This window comes from Mesorhizobium sp. CA6 (assembly GCF_020165035.1).
Lineage (GTDB): Bacteria > Pseudomonadota > Alphaproteobacteria > Rhizobiales > Rhizobiaceae > Mesorhizobium.
On sequence record NZ_JAIUHI010000028.1, the window covers coordinates 1 to 16716 of the forward strand.

General features: G+C 64.7%; 16 protein-coding genes. 8 read left to right on the top strand and 8 right to left on the bottom strand.

Going from position 1 to position 16716, the window contains the following annotated elements:
* Window positions 1–80: 80 nt before the first annotated feature.
* From gndA to LB526_RS28055, 6 genes are all read right to left on the bottom strand, one after another.
* Window positions 81–1568: an NADP-dependent phosphogluconate dehydrogenase gene (gndA, locus tag LB526_RS28030; protein WP_318013291.1), complete on the bottom strand. Its 1488-nt coding sequence runs from the start codon at window positions 1566–1568 to the stop codon at window positions 81–83.
* Window positions 1569–1763: 195 nt separating this feature from the next.
* The gene (locus LB526_RS28035; protein WP_411968270.1) at window positions 1764–3326 is read right to left on the bottom strand and encodes a copper resistance CopC/CopD family protein; all 1563 of its coding nucleotides are present in this window, start codon (window positions 3324–3326) and stop codon (window positions 1764–1766) included.
* Between the two features lie 118 nt (window positions 3327–3444).
* On the bottom strand, window positions 3445–3963 hold the full coding sequence (locus tag LB526_RS28040; RefSeq protein WP_224630484.1) for a YcnI family protein: 519 nt from the start codon (window positions 3961–3963) through the stop codon (window positions 3445–3447).
* A gap of 30 nt (window positions 3964–3993) precedes the next feature.
* Entirely contained in the window at window positions 3994–4551 is a 558-nt protein-coding gene (locus LB526_RS28045; RefSeq protein ID WP_224630485.1) for a copper chaperone PCu(A)C, read from the bottom strand.
* An 88-nt stretch (window positions 4552–4639) separates the two neighbouring features.
* Window positions 4640–4987: a DUF2946 family protein gene (locus LB526_RS28050; protein WP_224546239.1), complete on the bottom strand. Its 348-nt coding sequence runs from the start codon at window positions 4985–4987 to the stop codon at window positions 4640–4642.
* A 271-nt stretch (window positions 4988–5258) separates the two neighbouring features.
* Window positions 5259–6161, bottom strand: coding sequence for a GntR family transcriptional regulator (locus LB526_RS28055; RefSeq protein ID WP_095769222.1), 903 nt, complete (start codon window positions 6159–6161; stop codon window positions 5259–5261).
* A 355-nt stretch (window positions 6162–6516) separates the two neighbouring features.
* Between LB526_RS28055 and LB526_RS28060 the strand changes: the two genes are divergently transcribed.
* The 5 genes from LB526_RS28060 to LB526_RS28080 all read left to right on the top strand — a co-directional run bounded on the left by LB526_RS28060 (window position 6517) and on the right by LB526_RS28080 (window position 13114).
* Window positions 6517–8022 carry a UxaA family hydrolase gene (locus LB526_RS28060; protein WP_224606821.1) on the top strand — a complete coding sequence of 502 codons (1506 nt, stop codon included), beginning with the start codon at window positions 6517–6519 and terminating at the stop codon, window positions 8020–8022.
* 338 nt (window positions 8023–8360) lie between these two features.
* Complete coding sequence (locus tag LB526_RS28065) at window positions 8361–9356, top strand: ABC transporter substrate-binding protein (RefSeq protein ID WP_095769220.1); 996 nt, start codon at window positions 8361–8363, stop codon at window positions 9354–9356.
* 157 nt (window positions 9357–9513) lie between these two features.
* Window positions 9514–11067, top strand: a complete 1554-nt coding sequence (locus LB526_RS28070; protein WP_224532064.1) for a sugar ABC transporter ATP-binding protein — start codon at window positions 9514–9516, stop codon at window positions 11065–11067.
* Window positions 11064–12029 carry an ABC transporter permease gene (locus LB526_RS28075; RefSeq protein WP_224532065.1) on the top strand — a complete coding sequence of 322 codons (966 nt, stop codon included), beginning with the start codon at window positions 11064–11066 and terminating at the stop codon, window positions 12027–12029. Before LB526_RS28070 ends, LB526_RS28075 begins: the two co-directional genes overlap by 4 nt.
* Window positions 12030–12097: 68 nt before the next feature.
* Complete coding sequence (locus tag LB526_RS28080) at window positions 12098–13114, top strand: zinc-binding alcohol dehydrogenase family protein (RefSeq protein ID WP_224532066.1); 1017 nt, start codon at window positions 12098–12100, stop codon at window positions 13112–13114.
* 332 nt (window positions 13115–13446) lie between these two features.
* Here the strand turns inward: LB526_RS28080 and phnF are convergent, their stop codons facing one another.
* Window positions 13447–14190 (bottom strand): phosphonate metabolism transcriptional regulator PhnF, encoded by a 744-nt coding sequence (phnF, locus tag LB526_RS28085; RefSeq protein ID WP_224532067.1) that lies wholly within the window; start codon window positions 14188–14190, stop codon window positions 13447–13449.
* A gap of 139 nt (window positions 14191–14329) precedes the next feature.
* On the opposite strand from phnF, the gene phnG reads away from it, so the two are divergent.
* Genes phnG through LB526_RS28100 form a run of 3 tightly spaced genes read left to right on the top strand, consistent with a single transcriptional unit; the run spans window position 14330 to window position 16519 of the window.
* Complete coding sequence (gene phnG / locus LB526_RS28090) at window positions 14330–14791, top strand: phosphonate C-P lyase system protein PhnG (protein ID WP_140845185.1); 462 nt, start codon at window positions 14330–14332, stop codon at window positions 14789–14791.
* Window positions 14791–15402: a phosphonate C-P lyase system protein PhnH gene (gene phnH / locus LB526_RS28095; protein WP_224532068.1), complete on the top strand. Its 612-nt coding sequence runs from the start codon at window positions 14791–14793 to the stop codon at window positions 15400–15402. The genes phnG and phnH overlap by 1 nt, the downstream gene beginning before the upstream one ends.
* 1 nt (window position 15403) lies before the next feature.
* Window positions 15404–16519, top strand: coding sequence for a carbon-phosphorus lyase complex subunit PhnI (locus LB526_RS28100; RefSeq protein ID WP_224532069.1), 1116 nt, complete (start codon window positions 15404–15406; stop codon window positions 16517–16519).
* Between the two features lie 2 nt (window positions 16520–16521).
* Here LB526_RS28100 and LB526_RS28105 read toward each other — a convergent pair whose 3' ends face one another.
* Window positions 16522–16704: a hypothetical protein gene (locus tag LB526_RS28105; protein WP_224532070.1), complete on the bottom strand. Its 183-nt coding sequence runs from the start codon at window positions 16702–16704 to the stop codon at window positions 16522–16524.
* Between the last annotated feature and the right edge of the window lie 12 nt (window positions 16705–16716).

The window sequence follows — 16716 nt, forward strand, 5'->3', positions numbered from 1 at the left end:
AACCGGAGCGGAGCGTACTTAAAGTACGTGAGCACCGGAAGCGCAGGAAGCCGCCATTTGCAGGCCGGCCTCACCTGGCCCTAGGCGGCCCCACTCCCCCATGGGCCATGAAACGCCCCCTCTTCCCCGATGCGCTCGAAGCCGTGCGCGCCGAAGAAGTCACGCTGCGCCTGGATCAGGTTCGAGGTGCCGCGTCCTTGGCGGTAGCTGTCGAAATAGGCGAGCGCCGACGACAGCGCCGGCACCGGCGAGCCGGCTTCGGAGGCGCGCGCCACGATGCGCCTCAGCGACGGATGCGCCTCCTTCATCATGGCGATGAAGGCCGGCGCCATCAGCAGATTGGTGGAAGCGCCGCCTGAACCGAAGGCCTCGGCCATCGTGTCCAGCATCTGCGAGCGGATGATGCAGCCGGCGCGCCAGATCTTGGCGATGGTCGGCATGGGCAGGTTCCAGTTGAATTCCTTGGAGGCGCCGCTCATGACCGCGAAGCCTTGGGCGTAAGCCGCGATCTTGCCGGCGAACAAGGCCAGCTCCAGATCCTTGAGCAGCGCAGCCTTGTCGCCGGAAATCTTTTCGACGCCGATATTGCCGTAGGCCTTTTCCGCCGCCTGCCGCTCATCCTTGATCGAGGACAGCACGCGCGCCGCGACCGCCGCCTCGATCGCCGTCGCCGGAATGCCGAGCTGCTGCGCTTCGATGACCGACCATTTGCCGGTGCCCTTCTGCCCGGCACGGTCGAGGATGATGTCGGCAACCGGCTTGCCGGTCTTGGGATCGTCGGCGGCGAGAACTTTTGCGGTGATCTCGATCAGGTAGGAGTTGAGCCGGCCCTTATTCCATTCTTCGAAGACCTTGCCGATCTCCTTCGGCGCCATGCCGAGGCCGTCGCGCAAGATGCCGTAGATCTCGGCGATCATCTGCATGTCGGCATATTCGATGCCGTTGTGGATGGTCTTGACGAAATGGCCGGCGCCGTCGGTGCCGAGCCAGGCGGCGCAGGGCTCGTCCTTGAACTTGGCCGAGATCGCCGTCAGCACTTTCTCGACGCGCTTCCAGGACTCCTCGGTGCCGCCGACCATGATCGAGGGGCCGTGCCGCGCGCCCTCCTCGCCGCCCGACACGCCCATGCCGATGAAGGTCAGGCCCGAGCCGGACAGCTCCGAGAAGCGGCGCATCGTGTCGCGGAAATTGGCGTTGCCGGCATCGATGACGATGTCGTTGTGAGAGAGCACACCGCGCAGCGCCGCGATCTGCTCGTCGACCGGCTTGCCGGCCAGCACCATGATGATGATCGGCCGCGGGGGCCGGATCGCGGCGGCGAGCTCCTCCAGGCTGTAGCAGGGAACGACCATGCCCTTCAGCGAACCGGCACTCTCGACAAAGGCGTCGGTGCGCGATGCCGTGCGGTTGAAGACGGCGATGCGGTGCCCGTGCTCGGCGATGTTGAGCGCCAGGTTGGAACCCATCGTGCCAAGGCCGATCAGGCCGATTTCGGCTTTTTCCATCGTTTCTTCCCTGCGTTCGGATGCTTGTTGTGGGTTGCGTCCTGGAGAACGCCTTTCCCAGATGAATGACGGGCCTTGGCGGCTGCGTCAACCGTCTCGCCGAATTGTGTCGAGATCGGTGAGACCGAGGGTGAAGACTGAGGGCGAATGGTGAATGGTGAATAGTGAAATGGACAGGCGAACGCCGTCGCGACGCGGAAACGAAAATCGCCTGCTATTCACCATTCACCATTCACTATTCACCATTCACTCTCAATTTCACTCTGCGCGAATATTAATTGGTGCCTCGATCTTCACCACCTCGAAGTCCGAAACGAGGATATCGAGCCGGGCGTCCCAGCGGCCCGGCAGCGGGATGACGAGATTGTCGATACGCCAGGTGCCGTCGCCGGATTTTCTCGCCGGCCGCTTGATCGGCTCGATGCCGGAATCCGGCTTCGACAGCACCAGCGTCACCTCCTTGGCGTCGAGCGGCCCGAATTCGCCGGTCATGATCATCATCGAAGCGGCAACCTCGCCGGCATGGCCCGGCGTGATGCCGAGATCGGCCATCGCCTTCAGCGTGTGGATGTGGATCGAAACCGGTTGCGCGGCGGCGATCGCCAACGCGCGTGGCGGCGGGGTGAAGCGCCAGCCGGCGGCGACGCCGAAAATGGCGAGCGCGATCAGCATCTCGATGCCGATCGAGCGCACCATCCGCCGCTGCACCTCGGTGTCGCCGGCCACGGCGGGCGCTGTCAACGTCCAGCGATTGATGGAGGCCAACGTGAACAGGAAGAGCAGCAGGGTGAGCTTTAGCAGCAGCAGCCGGCCATAGGCGGTATGGATCAACGCTGCCGGCTGCTGCACCTGGATGATCGCCAGCATGATGCCGCTGGCGGCAAGGACAGCCACGACCGGCAGGATCGCGCGCGAGAAGCGCCGCAGAAAGACTTTCGCTTCCGCCGGCTGCTGCCGCAGCGCGAGGCCGAGCGGCGCCAGCGCACCCGCCCAGAAGGCGATCGCGGTGCCGTGCAGGAATACCAGCGGCCGCGTCAGCCATTGCGGTTCGGCGGCGCTGGCGTGACCGCTCGCGGCAAGGGCCGCGCCAACACCGAGCAGTGCTACGGACGCCGCCAGCTTGCGCAAGCCCGACGGTCCGGCAAGAGAAAGCAAAGCCAAGCCGAGCGCGATCAGGCCGAGCAGCACCGTCCAGACGAAGCTCGTCTCGAGCGCGGTCTTCCAGACAGCCGGTGTCGCAAACCGGGCGAGCGGCGCGCCGAGCGCATCCAGCCCCTGCAGGCCGAGCGAAAGCGGCGCTCCGACGAGACCGATAAGAAGCGCCGCGATGACGAAGCGTCGGCCGCGGCGCCGGTCCTCGGCGAGCCAGGCAAGTGCGAACGCGCCGCCGATGCCGAGAAAAAGTCCGGCATAGAGAAACAGCTTGCCGAGCCAGATCGCTACCCGCAGCGTCCAGTCGACGGCCTCACCCGCCACTGGTGCCGCGCTTGGCGCGCCCATGGAAAACAGCGCCGAGCCGCCGACCGGATGACCATCGACCGAAACGACTCGCCAACTCAGCACATGCGTGCCGAATTTGAGCGCTTCGGGATTGTCGATCTCGACGGTCTGGTCCTTGAGGCGGAAGGATGTCAGCGCAAGCTGTGAGCCGTCCGGCCGCACAAGCGTCAGCACCAGCGGCGAGACGGGCTCGCTGAAGGTCAGCGAGAATTTGCCGGGACTTTGCGTCAGCACGGCGCCGTCAGGCGGGTCGGTCGCGACCAGCGCGGCATGCGCCAAAGCGCGGCCGGGCACGACGAGCAGCGCCATCGCCACGAGCATTGCCGCCAGCCAGACAAGCGAGCCGGCAAGCATGCGGTTCATCGAGGAAGGCAGTGCTGCGTTCATGCCGTCATAACTGGAAATGTTGGCGCATCCCGAGGGAGCGCGCCAACAGAGATCATTTCTTCGGCAGCAATTTGATGCCGGGCGCAGGCGTTTCCAAGGCGTCCTCGTCCTGGCCGGCCGCCGGGATCTCGATCCAGCGCTCGGCCGCGTCGCCGCATTCCTGCACCACCGGGAAATAGAGCATCTGGCCGGCCGGCAGATCGGCCGCCAGCGAGGCGCGGAAGACGAATTCGTCATAGAATTCGTCCGGCAGATTGCCGCCGCTCCAGTCGATTTCCTTCACGCCGGTGGTCAAGGCCTCGCCATAGAGCTGGTAGGATTTCTCGTATTTGCCCTTCTTGACCTGCAGCGTCCAGCCGGGCTTGGGCATCGGCTTCACCGCGATGACGCCTTCGGGGATCTGCACACGCACCGCGGTCGTTGCCTTGCCCTCGCAGCCATGCGGCACGCGCAAGACGGCCTTGTAGGTCGAGCCGACGGCCGCTTCCTGCGTTTCGAGCGTGATGTGGGCGAGCGCGGCGTTGGTCCCGAGCGCGCAAAGCGCGCCCGCCGCCAAAACATACTTCTTCATGAATTGTGCCTCTGATTTCGAATTGGCGGATTATTCGGCGTGATCCATGTCCCCCATATCGCCACTGCCCGTCTCGCCCATGCCTTCGACGGCGAACTCGACGGTGACGCTGCCGGCCTTCTCGAAGGTCAGCGTCGCGGGAAATTTCTCGCCCTGCTTCGGCTGCCGCTTCAGGCCGGTGAACATCAGGTGATAAGCGCCCGGCTTCAGCGCGACCTTGCCGCCGGCCGGGATCTCCAGCCCGCCCTCGACCGGCCGCATAGTCATGACGCCGTCCTTGACGCCCATCTCATGCAGTTCGGCCTTTTCGGAGATGTCGGAGGAGATCGACAGCAGCCGGTCCGGCGCGCTGCCGTTGTTGATCACGGTGAAATAGCCGCCGGCCACCTTGGCACCCGGCGGCGTCGCCCGCGACCAGGGATGCTCGATCTCGAGATCGCCGACCTTGAAATCATGCGCCAAGGCGGCGGGAATGCAGGCCAAGAGAAGAAAAAGGCTGAGCACGGCAAGGCCAACGCGCAGTTGGAGGTGAAACGGCGGCGCGCCGCGAAGGGCGAAGGCTTGCGCCTTGGGAAGAAGATTGGACATGGTTGCTCCACGAGTACGGGATCGCGCCGGAATGCGGCCGCGAACAGTGTGATCTTTGGATGAATAGGCCTGCGGAAGGTTCCGCGGATCAGACCATCGCCGGCGGCGCGCGCGGATTAGCCGGAGAGCGGTCGCGGGCGAAATCCTGGTGCCGGAAGGCCGGAAGCTGGAAGGCGACGGCCTCGAAAAGCTGGGTCCTGGCCAGGGCGCCGGCCTCCGGCGGCGGCATATGCGCCGCCGAAACCATGTTGCAGCCGAGCGAGCAGCAGGCCGGCAGATGTTGTTGGTGGGGATCGCCGCCGGGGAGTTTTACAGCCCCTTCATGCGTGCAGATGACGTTGCCGAAGGCGTCGACCTGCGAAGGCGCGCCGAAGGCGAAAGCGCCGAGAGAGGACTGAAGCAATAGAAGCAGCGCCGCGACGAACGCGGCCGGCATGCTCCATCGTCTCAGCCGGATATCCAACGCAAAGCCTCTCCCGGAAACGCGTCGACGGTAGCACGGGGAATGCGCGCGGGAAATCGGCAAAACCGCGCTGCGGCAACGCGGCGCGACGCGCTTGTTTTTATGCATGTCGTTGTCCCAAAACCGCTGCACGCTTCTGGACGACATGCGTGAGGGTCTGTCGAGATTCAGGTCAGGTACGTGAGCACCGGAAGCGCAGGAAGCCGCCCTTCGCAGGCCGGCATCACCTGAATCTCGACAGACCCTAGGCGGGCTGCATCTGCCGCCCTTCGGGAATTGAGGTCAGCAGCGTCTGGCGCGCCGACTTCAGGTGCTTGCGACAGGCGGCGTCCACCTTGCCGGGATCGCGCGATTTCAGCGCCGCGATATAGGCGAGATGCTCCTGGATAGCGACCTCGTTGCGCTGGCGCTCCTCAGCCTTGTTCCACTGATAGTGGTAATGGAAGATCATCGCGATGACATCGTAGAAGTCGACGATGAAGCGATTGTGCGAGGCGCGGTGGATCAGCCGGTGGAAGCGCTCGTCGAGCTCGGAGAATTCGTTGAAGCGCGTGGCGATCTCGCTGGCGAGCTGGCGATGCTCGAGCTCCAGCCGGTCAAGATCGGCCCATACGGCGCTATCTTCCGGCAGCGCGGCGAAAGCCGCCGCCGAACGCAGCTCGAAAATCTCGCGGATCTCGGTCAGCTCCAGCGCGAAGGCGCGTGTGAAACCCTTCAGCACCCAGTGGCTGTTGCGCCGCTTCTCGATCAGCCCGAAGCGCGAGAAGCGGATCAGGAATTCGCGCACGCTGGTGGTGCCGACGCCGATCTCGCGCGCCAGCTCCAGCTCGTTGATCTGCATGCCGGCTTCGGCGCCTCCCGCAAGCAGACGCCGCATGAAAGAGCGCTCGATGATCTCGGCCAGCGAGTCGGTCTCCTCCTCGGGGAAGAAGTCCTCGGACCGCGGCGCCCTGAGCACGGTCTTATTACGCTTGTTCCAGTCGATAAGCCCGGTTTCTTCCATGCGCGCAAGGATGCTGCGCACCGTGGTGCGGCTGACGCCGAGCAGCGTGCCGAGCTCAGGCTCCGACGGCAGGCTCTTGGTCTCGTCGAGCAACCTGAGGCAGCGGTTGAAGGCGTCCTTGTAGACATTGTTGCTTTTCGACATGCCCCGTATCCCCCAACGCTTGCGGCGGCCTGCCGGAAACGCGATATGATCGGTGTTCCTAGAGCAGTTCAGCGTTTCTCGGAATCGCCGAACTGCGCTAAATCTTTGTTTCTGCGCAATTCCGGACGGAAAGCCGCTACGCCCTTTTCCTGGAATTGCTCTGGCGCAAGCCTCCGAAAAGCGGAACGCTTTTCGCCGGCTTGCCAAACGGGCGGCGCGGGCGTCCAAAAGACGAGCGCCAACCGAGCGAAAAAACAATTGACGCAAAATTGTTTTTTCCCGATAAAAGACATTACCTTTAAACGGGCGCAAGTCAATCCGCCCGCATTCCCAGGATCACCCAGGACAGCCGCCCGTGAACGTTGCAAACACCATCCTTCTCTCACCCTCCGATAATGTCGCCGTTGCCAACGGGCGCATCGAGATTGGAACGCCATTGCCGGGCGGCGCAACCGCGACTGCCGTGATCGAGCCGGGCCACAAGGTGGCGATCAAGCCGATCCCAGCGGGCGAAGCGGTTGTGAAATACGCCCAGGCGATCGGCCGCGCCACGCAAGACATTGCGCCCGGCGAGCATGTTCATTCGCACAATCTGGTTTTCGAGAGCGGCCGCTTGCCGGTGGTGCCGCCGAGCGAGGCCGAGCATGCCACCGAGGCCGACCGCAAGCGCACCTTCATGGGCTACCGCCGCGCCGATGGGCGCTCCGGCACGCGCAACTTCATCGGCATCATCGCCAGCGTCAATTGCTCGTCGACCGTCTGCCACGCCATTGCGGACGAAGCCAACCGCACACTTCTGCCGAAATATCCCGGCATCGACGGCTTCGTGCCGATCGTGCACGGCCAGGGCTGCGGCATGAGCGCCACCGGCGACGGCATGATGGTTCTGCACCGCACTTTAGCCGGCTATGCGCGCCATCCGAATTTCGGCGGCGTGCTAATGGTGGGCCTGGGCTGCGAGGTCAACCAACTCACGCTTTACGGCCAGAAGGGCGTGGCCGCGGGAAAGCGGCATTTCAACATCCAGGAAGCCGGCGGCTCGCGCAAATCGGTCGAGCGCGCGATGGGCGTTCTGGCCGAGATCGCCGAGGAAGTGGGCCAGCTGCAGCGTGAGCCGATCCCGGTCTCGGAGATCGTCGTCGGGCTGCAATGCGGCGGCTCGGACGGCATGTCCGGCATCACGGCAAATCCGGCATTGGGCGCCGCCGTCGATATCCTGGCAGACTGCGGCGGCATCGGCATCTTGTCGGAGACCACCGAGATCTACGGCGCCGAGCATCTGCTGGCCTACCGCGCCGCCTCGCCCGAGATCGCCGCCAAGCTTGACGGCTTTGTGAAGTGGTGGGAGGACCATACCGCCAAGCACGGCGCCTCGATCGACAACAATCCCTCGCCCGGCAACAAGCGCGGTGGCCTGACCACGATCCTCGAGAAATCACTGGGCGCGGTCGCCAAGGGCGGCCAGACGCCGCTCAACGGCGTTTTCGGCTATGCCGAGAAAGTCTCGGGCAGCGGCCTGGTGTTCATGGACACGCCCGGCTACGATCCGGTTTCGGCCACCGGCCAGGTCGCCGGCGGCGCCAATGTCATCGTCTTCACCACCGGCCGCGGCTCCTGCTTTGGCTGCCGGCCGACGCCGTCGATCAAGGTCGCCACCAATTCGACCATGTATCACCAGATGGAAGAGGACATGGACGTCAATTGCGGGGTTATAGCCTCGGGCGAGAAGACCATCGCCGGCATGGGCCGCGAGATCTTCGAGCTGATCATCGAGACGGCGTCCGGCCGCAAGACCAAGAGCGAGGCGTTCGGCTACGGCGACAACGAATTCGTGCCGTGGCACCTCGGCGCGACGCTTTAATCAAAGGCCGTTATCGCGTCGGAAGCGCCACCGACAACAGGAGGCGACCTTCACTACCGTGCAGGCTTTTTCTATGGAATAAATATTCCATGTTGACAGAATTATGAAATTATTGTTCCATGCGGATAAGGAGGAACGGGAGCATCCGAGCACTGCCAGGGACGAGCCGAACGGACCCTAGCCCGCGTCGCGCACGGCAGCAGACATCGCTTGCATCGGTCACGGCAATGCTCTATCAAAAAACGGTATCTGTTTTTTATTGATAAAGTTCTGTTTGGGCCGCGCCTATCCAGATGGAGCTTCCGCAACCTTCACCAGGCGACTTAGGGAGGAACCTAATGAAATTCGTGACCAGCCTTCTCAACCGCCGCGCCTTCGTGGCTTTGGCCGCCGCTTCGATGCTCGCCGGCGCGATGCATTCCGCGCCCGCCTCGGCGGCCGACGTGACCATTCCGATCATCGTCAAGGATACCACATCCTTCTACTGGCAGATCGTTCTGGCCGGCGCCCGCAAGGCCGGCAAGGATCTCGGCGTCAACGTGCCGGAACTCGGCGCCCAGGCCGAAACCGACGTCAACGGCCAGATCTCGATCCTGGAAAACGCCGTCGCCAGCAACCCGGCGGCCGTCGTCATCTCGCCGACCGAGTTCAAGGCGCTCGGCAAGCCGATCGACGAGGCTGCCTCCAAGGTCAAGGTCATCGGCATCGACTCCGGCGCCGATTCCAAGGCCTTCACCTCCTTCCTGACCACCGACAACGTGCAGGGCGGCCGCGTCGCCGCTGACGGCCTCGCCGCCGCAATCGGCGCCGCCAACGGCGGCAAGGTGGAAGGCAAAGTCGCGCTGATCACGGCACTTCCCGGCGCCGGCTCGCTCGAGCAGCGCAAGCAAGGCTTCATCGAACAGATCAAGGCCAAGTATCCGGGCCTCGAGCTTGTCGCCGACAAATATGCCGACGGCCAGGCCACCACCGGCCTCAACATCGCGACCGACCTGATCACCGCCAATCCGGACCTCAAGGGCATCTTCGCCTCGAACCTGATCATGGCGCAGGGCGTCGGCCAGGCGATCGCCGAAAACAATCTCGGCGGCAAGGTGGCGCTGATCGGCTTCGACAGCGACGAAAAGCTGATCAAGTTCCTCAATGACGGCGTCATCTCGGGCCTGGTCGTCCAGGATCCGTACCGGATGGGCTATGACGGCATCAAGACCGCCTTGGCCGCCTCGAAGGGCGAGAAGGTCGAGGCCAATGTCGACACCGGCGCGAACCTCGTCACCAAAGACAACATGAAGGATCCCAAGATCGACGCGCTGCTCAACCCGAAGCTCAAGTGAGCAGCGTCGCGACAGTCGTTTCCGGGGCCTCGCGCCCCGGAAACATCCATCGGGGCGATTTGGAAATTCGCCGGCCCGATTTAGGCTCCGCCTTCAAGATGCGCGCCAGACGCATCGCTGCGTACCCAATGGTTGAGGCCAATCTGGGAGGATTGTCATGACGTCGACGGCGCAGGAATTGCATCCGGCCCCCACGCTGGAACCGGGCAGGACGATCCTCGAGCTCAACGGCCTGGAAAAGCGCTACCCCGGCACGCATGCGCTGAAACCTGTGCATCTTGCCTTCAAGGCAGGCGAGATCCACGCGATCGTCGGCGAGAACGGCGCCGGCAAGTCGACCCTGATAAAACTCCTGACCGGCGTCATGCCGCGCACCTCCGGCGAGGTGATCTGGGAAGGCAAGCCGACCGCCTTGGCCACGCCGCATGAGGCGATGGCGCTGGGCATCAACGCCGTCCACCAGGAGGTGGTGCTCTGCCGCCATCTCACCGTCGCCGCCAACATGTTCCTCGGCGAGGAGGAGTCACGCTTCGGCCTCCTGCAGCAGCGCGCCATGGTCAAGGACGCGCAGAAGATCATCGACGGGTTGGGCTTCGACTTGCCGGCGCATGTCATGCTTGGCGATCTCACCATCGGCCAGCAGCAGCTGATCGCCGCCGCCCGCGCTACGGTGCGCGGCACGAAATTTCTGATCTTCGACGAACCGACCGCTTACCTCACCCGCAAGGAGGCCGACCAGCTCTTCAAGCTGATCCGCCGGCTCAAAGGCGAAGGCGTCACCATCATTTATATCAGCCACCGCATGGAGGAAGTGTTCGAGCTCGCCGACCGCGTTTCCGTGCTGCGCGACGGCACTCTGGTCGGCACCCGCAACATTGCCGAGACCGACGAGCCCGAACTGGTCAAGCTGATGATCAACCGCTCGATCGAGCAGATCTACCACAAGGAACATTTCACCCCCGGCGCCACGATTGTCGAGACGAGGAACCTTTCGGGCAAAGGCTTCGAGAATGTCTCGGTGACCGTCCGCGCCGGCGAGATCGTCGGCCTCTACGGCCTGATCGGTGCCGGCCGCAGCGAGTTCGTCACCACGCTTTACGGCCGCCACAGGAAGTCGGCCGGCCAGATTCTCTGGCAAGGCAAGGAGGTCCAGGTCAACTCCGAGCACGATGCGATCCGGCTCGGCATGGCGCTGGCGCCGGAAAGCCGCCGCGACCAGGGTCTGTGCCTCAATTTGCCGGTCGGCATCAACCTCAACCTGCCTATCTACAAGCGCATCTCCAGCAATTTTCTGATCTCCGGCGCCAAGGAGAAGGCCGAGGCCGACCGCCAGATCGCCGACCTGCGCATCAAGACGCCGACGCGCCATGCGCTCGCCTCCAGCCTGTCGGGCGGCAACCAGCAGAAGATCGTCATCGGCAAATGGCTGGCGCATGGCGCCAAGCTGTTCATCTTCGACGAGCCGACGGTGGGCGTCGATGTCGGCACCAAGGCCGAGATCTACCGCCTGTTCTCGACGCTCCTGTCCAAGGGCGCCGGCATCATCCTGATCTCGTCCTATCTGCCGGAAGTCTACGAGCTTGCAGACACGCTGCACGTGTTCCGGCGCGGCAAGCTGGTCGCGACCCACGGTTTCCGCACCGCCAGCCACGAGGACATTTTGGGTCAGGCACTGGCCGAGAAACAAGAAAAGTCGGGAGGACAAAAATGAGCACCGAGGCGATCCCCGCCGAAAAACCCAAGCGCAATTTCAACGCCCTCTTCGGCCTGACGCTGCTTGGCCTTCTGCTCCTGATGTGGATCGTGCTGGCCGTCGCCACGCCGTCCTTCGCCACGACGCTCAACATCACCAACCTTCTGCGTCAGGGCTCGCTGATCGCCATCCTCGCCGTCGGCCAGACTTTCGTCATCATCACCGGCGGCATCGATCTGTCGGTCGGCGCGGTGGTCGGCTTCACCACCGTCATTGTCGCGCTTTTGATCAACGCCGGCTGGCCGATCTGGGCCGCGGTGCTGATCACGCTGCTGGTGGGCGTCGCCATCGGCCTCTTCCACGGCTTCGGCATCGTCAAGATGGGCCTGCCGCCCTTCATCATCACCTTGGCCACCATGACCTCGCTGCGCGGCATCGGCCTCCTGATGACGAACGGCAACTCGATCTCCATCAACAGCGACTCGTTCCAGGCTTTCTCGCGCGGCTCGCTCGCGGGCATTCCCTACCTGTTCTGGATGGTGATCCTGGTCGCCATCCCGTCCTACGTGTTCCTGCACCATACGCGCTGGGGCCGCTACCTGTTCTCGGTCGGCTCCAACGCCGAGGCCGCGCGCCTGTCCGGCGTCAACGTGCCGCGAACCATCTTCATGGCCTACATCCTGTCCGGCCTGCTTGCCGCCATCGTCGGCGTGCTCCTGGCCTCGCGCATCGGCATCGGCAACCCGACGCAGGGCGACACTTATGAGCTGCAGGCCATCGCCTCGTCGGTGATCGGCGGCACCTCGCTGTTTGGCGCCATCGGCTCCGTGCACGGTCCGCTGATCGGCTCCTTCATCCTTTCGACCATCAACAACGGCGCCAACCTGCTCAACGTCAACACCTTCTGGCAGCGCGTCATCACCGGCCTGCTGATCATCGTCATCGTCTACTTCGACGGCCTGCGTCGTCGCGGCAAATGACTCCTACGTGAAACTAACGCGCCGGCCCCGCTCGAGCGGCGCCGGCGCTCTTTGCCTGGATTTGCGATATGAAAGCCGTTGTCTGCCGTTCGCCCGGCGAGCTTGTCCTCGAAGACCGCGCCGGGCCCGGCGCACCGCCGCCCGGCTGGGCGCGCGTTGCGGTCAGCCATGTCGGCATCTGCGGAACCGACTACCACATCTTCGAAGGCAAGCACCCGTTTCTGGCCTATCCGCGCATCATGGGCCATGAGGTTGCCGGCACGATCGTCGAGAAGGGCGAAGGCGTCGAGATCAGCGTCGGCGAGCCGGTCGTCATCAATCCCTATCTTTCATGCGGCAAATGCATTGCCTGCCGGCGCGGCAAGCCGAACTGCTGCGTGAAGATCGAGGTGCTGGGCGTCCATCGCGACGGCGCCATGTGCGACGAAATCCTGGTGCCGGCGCAGAACCTCTACCCGACGAACGGCCTGTCGCTGGCCGACGCCGCGGCGGTGGAATTCCTGGCCATCGGCGCGCATGCGGTACGCCGATCGCTCGGGCTGCCCGGCCAGCGCACGCTGGTCATCGGCGCCGGCCCGATCGGCCTCGGCACGGCGATCTTCGCGCGCATTGCCGGGCTGGATGTCAGCCTGCTCGACATGAGCGCCGAACGTCTCGGCTTCGCCGAGAAGCAGCTCGGCTTTGCCCCGCTGGACAGCTCGAAGAGGCCGGCTGCCGAGCTGGTCCAACAGGCAACAGCCGGCGAAGGGTTCGACCTCGTGTTCGACGCGACCGGCAACACCCAGTCCGTGCAGTCGGCCTTCGCCCATGTCGCGCATGGCGGCACGCTGGTGCTGGTCAGCGTCGTCAAGGACGACATCACCTTCTCCGACCCTGAATTCCATAAGCGCGAGATGATGCTGGTCGGCAGCCGCAACGCGCTGAAGGCCGATTTCGACCATGTCGCAGATTCGATCCGCAACGGCGCTGTGCCGTTGAACAAGCTCGTCACCCATCGCACCACGCTCGCCGGAACGCCGCGCGACCTTGCCCGATGGACGCACGAGAAGTCGGGACTGATCAAGGCGGTCATAGAGGTCGGGTGATAACATGACAGGCGGTGAACTCAGCCCGAATTGACGGAGCGCCGCACAGGTCGACCCCCGCTCCGTCTCGGCTTCGCCGAGCCACCTCTCCCCCGGTCGACGGGGGAGAGGAAGAGTGCGAGCCTTGCAGCCAACGCTCTTCAACCGGACACACTGCTTCTCCGGTCGCCAGCGTGCTCCTTTCCTCTCCCTCCGGAGGGGGGAGAGGTGGCTCGGCGAAGCCGAGACGGAGTGGGGGAAGGCGAGCCTCAAACGCCAAGCCGCTGACAAGTAAGCGACCTGACATCAGCGTGAAGCAGATCAATCACGGTCTCGTATAAAACCGGCACTCCCTACAACACCGACAACTTCAGCTCCACCCGCTCCGCGGGAAAGCGCGATTCCGCGAATTGGATCGGCTCACCGTCGAGCGTGACGTTGACGGCGACGGTGACCAGCACGATCGCGCCGGGCTGCAGATCGAGGGCTGCAAGATCGTCTGCGTCGGCATGGCGCGCCGACAGCACGGTCGAATGCCGCAGATAATCGTTGATGCCGAAGCGCTTCAGTGAGGCGGTGATCGATCCCGTTTCCGCCATTGCCGCCTCGATTCCGGCGAAGCGCTTGGCATCGAACCAGGTCGTCGCGCGCGACACCGCATGACCGTCGGCCTCGCCGCGCGTCTCCAGGCGGATGACGGCAGCGCCTTTGGCGATGCCCAGCGCCTCGGCGATGCGCCGGCCGGCCGGCTCGGTCGACGACGACAGCAGCGCGATATGTCGCTCGCTCGTCTGCCCCTGCAGCCCGGTCGAGAAGCGCGTGCGCGCGCCGATCGGATAGGACAGCCGCTTGCGCGACAACACGAAGGTGCCGCGTCCCTGCTCGGCCCTCAGCACGCCTTCCTGCACCAGTGCTGCAATGGCGCTGCGCACCGTGTGGCGGTTGACGCCATAGCGCTCGGCCAGCGCGACTTCAGGCGGCAGCGCCGCATTCTCGGCGAAATCGCCATTGGCGATCGCCTGCAGAATCCTGTCGGCGATCTGCCGCCATAGCGATACGCCGTTGCGCCTCTCGATGCTGCTTGCCAGCCCGGTCATTTCCCCGCCCCCAACGTCATCACCCCTAACTTTTGCACCCGTTGTCATCCACCCGTCATGGACTCCCGATACCAAGTGAGTATAATTTGTATAGTTGTCTATATCAATAGACAAATTTCTCTATGCGAGGAGCGATGCCATGCGAGGACAGGAAGCGCGCGAGCAGGCCGGGCGGAAAGCCTTGATGGCGACGCTGGCGCATGCCGCGGCCGACGAGATCGCCCGCCTGTGGAACGAGTCGGGCCTGCCCTCCGAAGCCGAGCTTTTGCGCGGCCCCGAAACCGGACTGGTGACGGTGCGCGGGCGGATCGGCGGCGGTGGCGCACCGTTCAATGTCGGCGAAGCGACGGTCACCCGCGCCACGGTGCGTCTGCCCTCCGGCCAGGTCGGCCACTCCTATGCGCTCGGCCGCGACAAGGGAAAAGCCAAGCTAGCGGCGATCGCCGACGCGCTGTGGCGGGACCCGGCGCACCGCGAAGCGGTCGAGACAAAGCTCGCCGCGCCCTTGCGCGCAGCGCTTGCCGCGGCGCGCGAGACAAAGCGCGTCGAAACAGCGGCCACGAAAGTGGATTTCTTCACCATGGTGCGCGGAGAAGACTGATGGATATCGCCACGCAATCGATCGATGGCGGCTTCGCAGAGCCGGTCTTCAACGCCCAGGCGGTGTTCCGCGCCATCATGGACGCGATGGCCCGCCCCGGCACCGTCCAGAACCTGCGGCAGCTCGCTCGCCCGCCGGTGCCGCTGTCGGCGACGGCCGGCGCCGTGGCGCTCTCGCTCTGCGACAACGACACGCCGGTCTGGCTCGACCCGCCGCTGCAGACGGAAGCCGCGGTCAAGGCCTGGCTCGGCTTTCACACCGGCGCGCCCTCGGCAAACACGCCGGCCGACGCACATTTCGCCCTGATCGCCAATCCGAAGGAGATGGCGGCGCTCGATGGTTTTGCGCAAGGCACGCAAGAATATCCCGACCGCTCGACGACGCTGATCCTCTTGGTCGACGATCTTGCCTCGGGCCCGTCGCTGCTGCTCGAAGGTCCGGGGATCGAAAAGACGTCGATGATCGCGCCTCCCGGCATGCCGCGCCATTTCGTCGAGCAGTGGAAGCAGAACACCCAGCGTTTCCCGCGCGGCGTCGACATCATTCTGGCGGCGCCCGGCAGCCTCGCCTGCCTGCCGCGCACCACCCGCATCAAGACGATGGAGGCATGACATGTATGTCGCGGTGAAAGGCGGCGAAGCCGCCATTGCCAATGCGCATCGCCTGCTTGCCGACCGCCGCCGCGGCGACCGCTCGGTACCGGCGCTGCGCCTCGACCAGATCGTCGAGCAGCTGGCGCTCGGCGTCGACCGGGTGATGAGCGAAGGCTCGCTCTATGATCGCGAGCTCGCGGCTCTCGCCGTTACCCAGGCGCGCGGCGATATGATCGAGGCGATCTTTCTGGTGCGCGCCTACCGCACCACGCTGCCGCGCTTCGGCTACACCAATCCGGTCGACACCGGCGCCATGCAGGTCGAGCGTCGTGTCTCGGCCACCTACAAGGACCTGCCGGGCGGCCAGGTGCTCGGCCCGACCTTCGACTATACGCACCGCCTGCTCGATCCAGAGCTTGCCGCCGGCGCCGAGGTCGAGATACCGGCGCAGCGTCTGGCCGAGCCGGAGGCCATGCCGCGCGTTTCGGCGATCCTCGCCCATGAAGGCCTGATCGAAGCCGATGGCGAGATGCCGCTTGACCACGTGCCCGGCGACATCACGCGCGAGCCGCTGCAATTCCCGATGGCGCGCGACATCCGCCTGCAGGCGTTGTCGCGCGGCGACGAAGGTTTTCTGCTGGCGCTCGGCTATTCGACGCAGCGCGGCTACGCCCGCAACCATCCCTTTGTCGGCGAGATACGCATCGGCGAGGTCGAGCTGGAGCTCGACGTGCCGGAGCTGCCCTTCGCCGTGCCGCTCGGCTCCATCCGCGTCACCGAATGCCAGATGGTCAACCAGTTCAAGGGCTCGGCCAAGGCGCCGCCGCAGTTCACGCGCGGCTACGGCCTGGTCTTCGGCCAGAGCGAGCGCAAGGCGATGGCGATGGCGCTGTGCGACCGGGCGCTGCGCGCCACGGAGCTTGGCGAGGATGTCGTCGCCGCCGCGCAGGACGAGGAATTCGTCATCTCGCATTCCGACAATGTCCAGGCCACCGGTTTCGTCGAGCATCTGAAGCTGCCGCATTATGTCGACTTCCAGGCCGAGCTCGGCCTGGTTCGCCGCATGCGCGCCGAATACGAAGCGCGGGAAAACGAGGACAAGGCCGCCGAGGAGAAGCGCGAGGCGGCGGAATGACTTCAGTGTCCGCTACCGGAATGCCCGCCGCCGTCGAAGCCGCCAGTATAGTCGCCGCCACCGAAGGACTCGCCGTACGGAGGTTCCCTTGGCGCGGGGAGAACCATTTTCCGCAGCGCAAAGGTCGCGAAGCCGGCGAACACCAGCAGCAGCACGCCAAGATGCAACCAACCGGTAGAGTCCATTCGGGCGTCCTT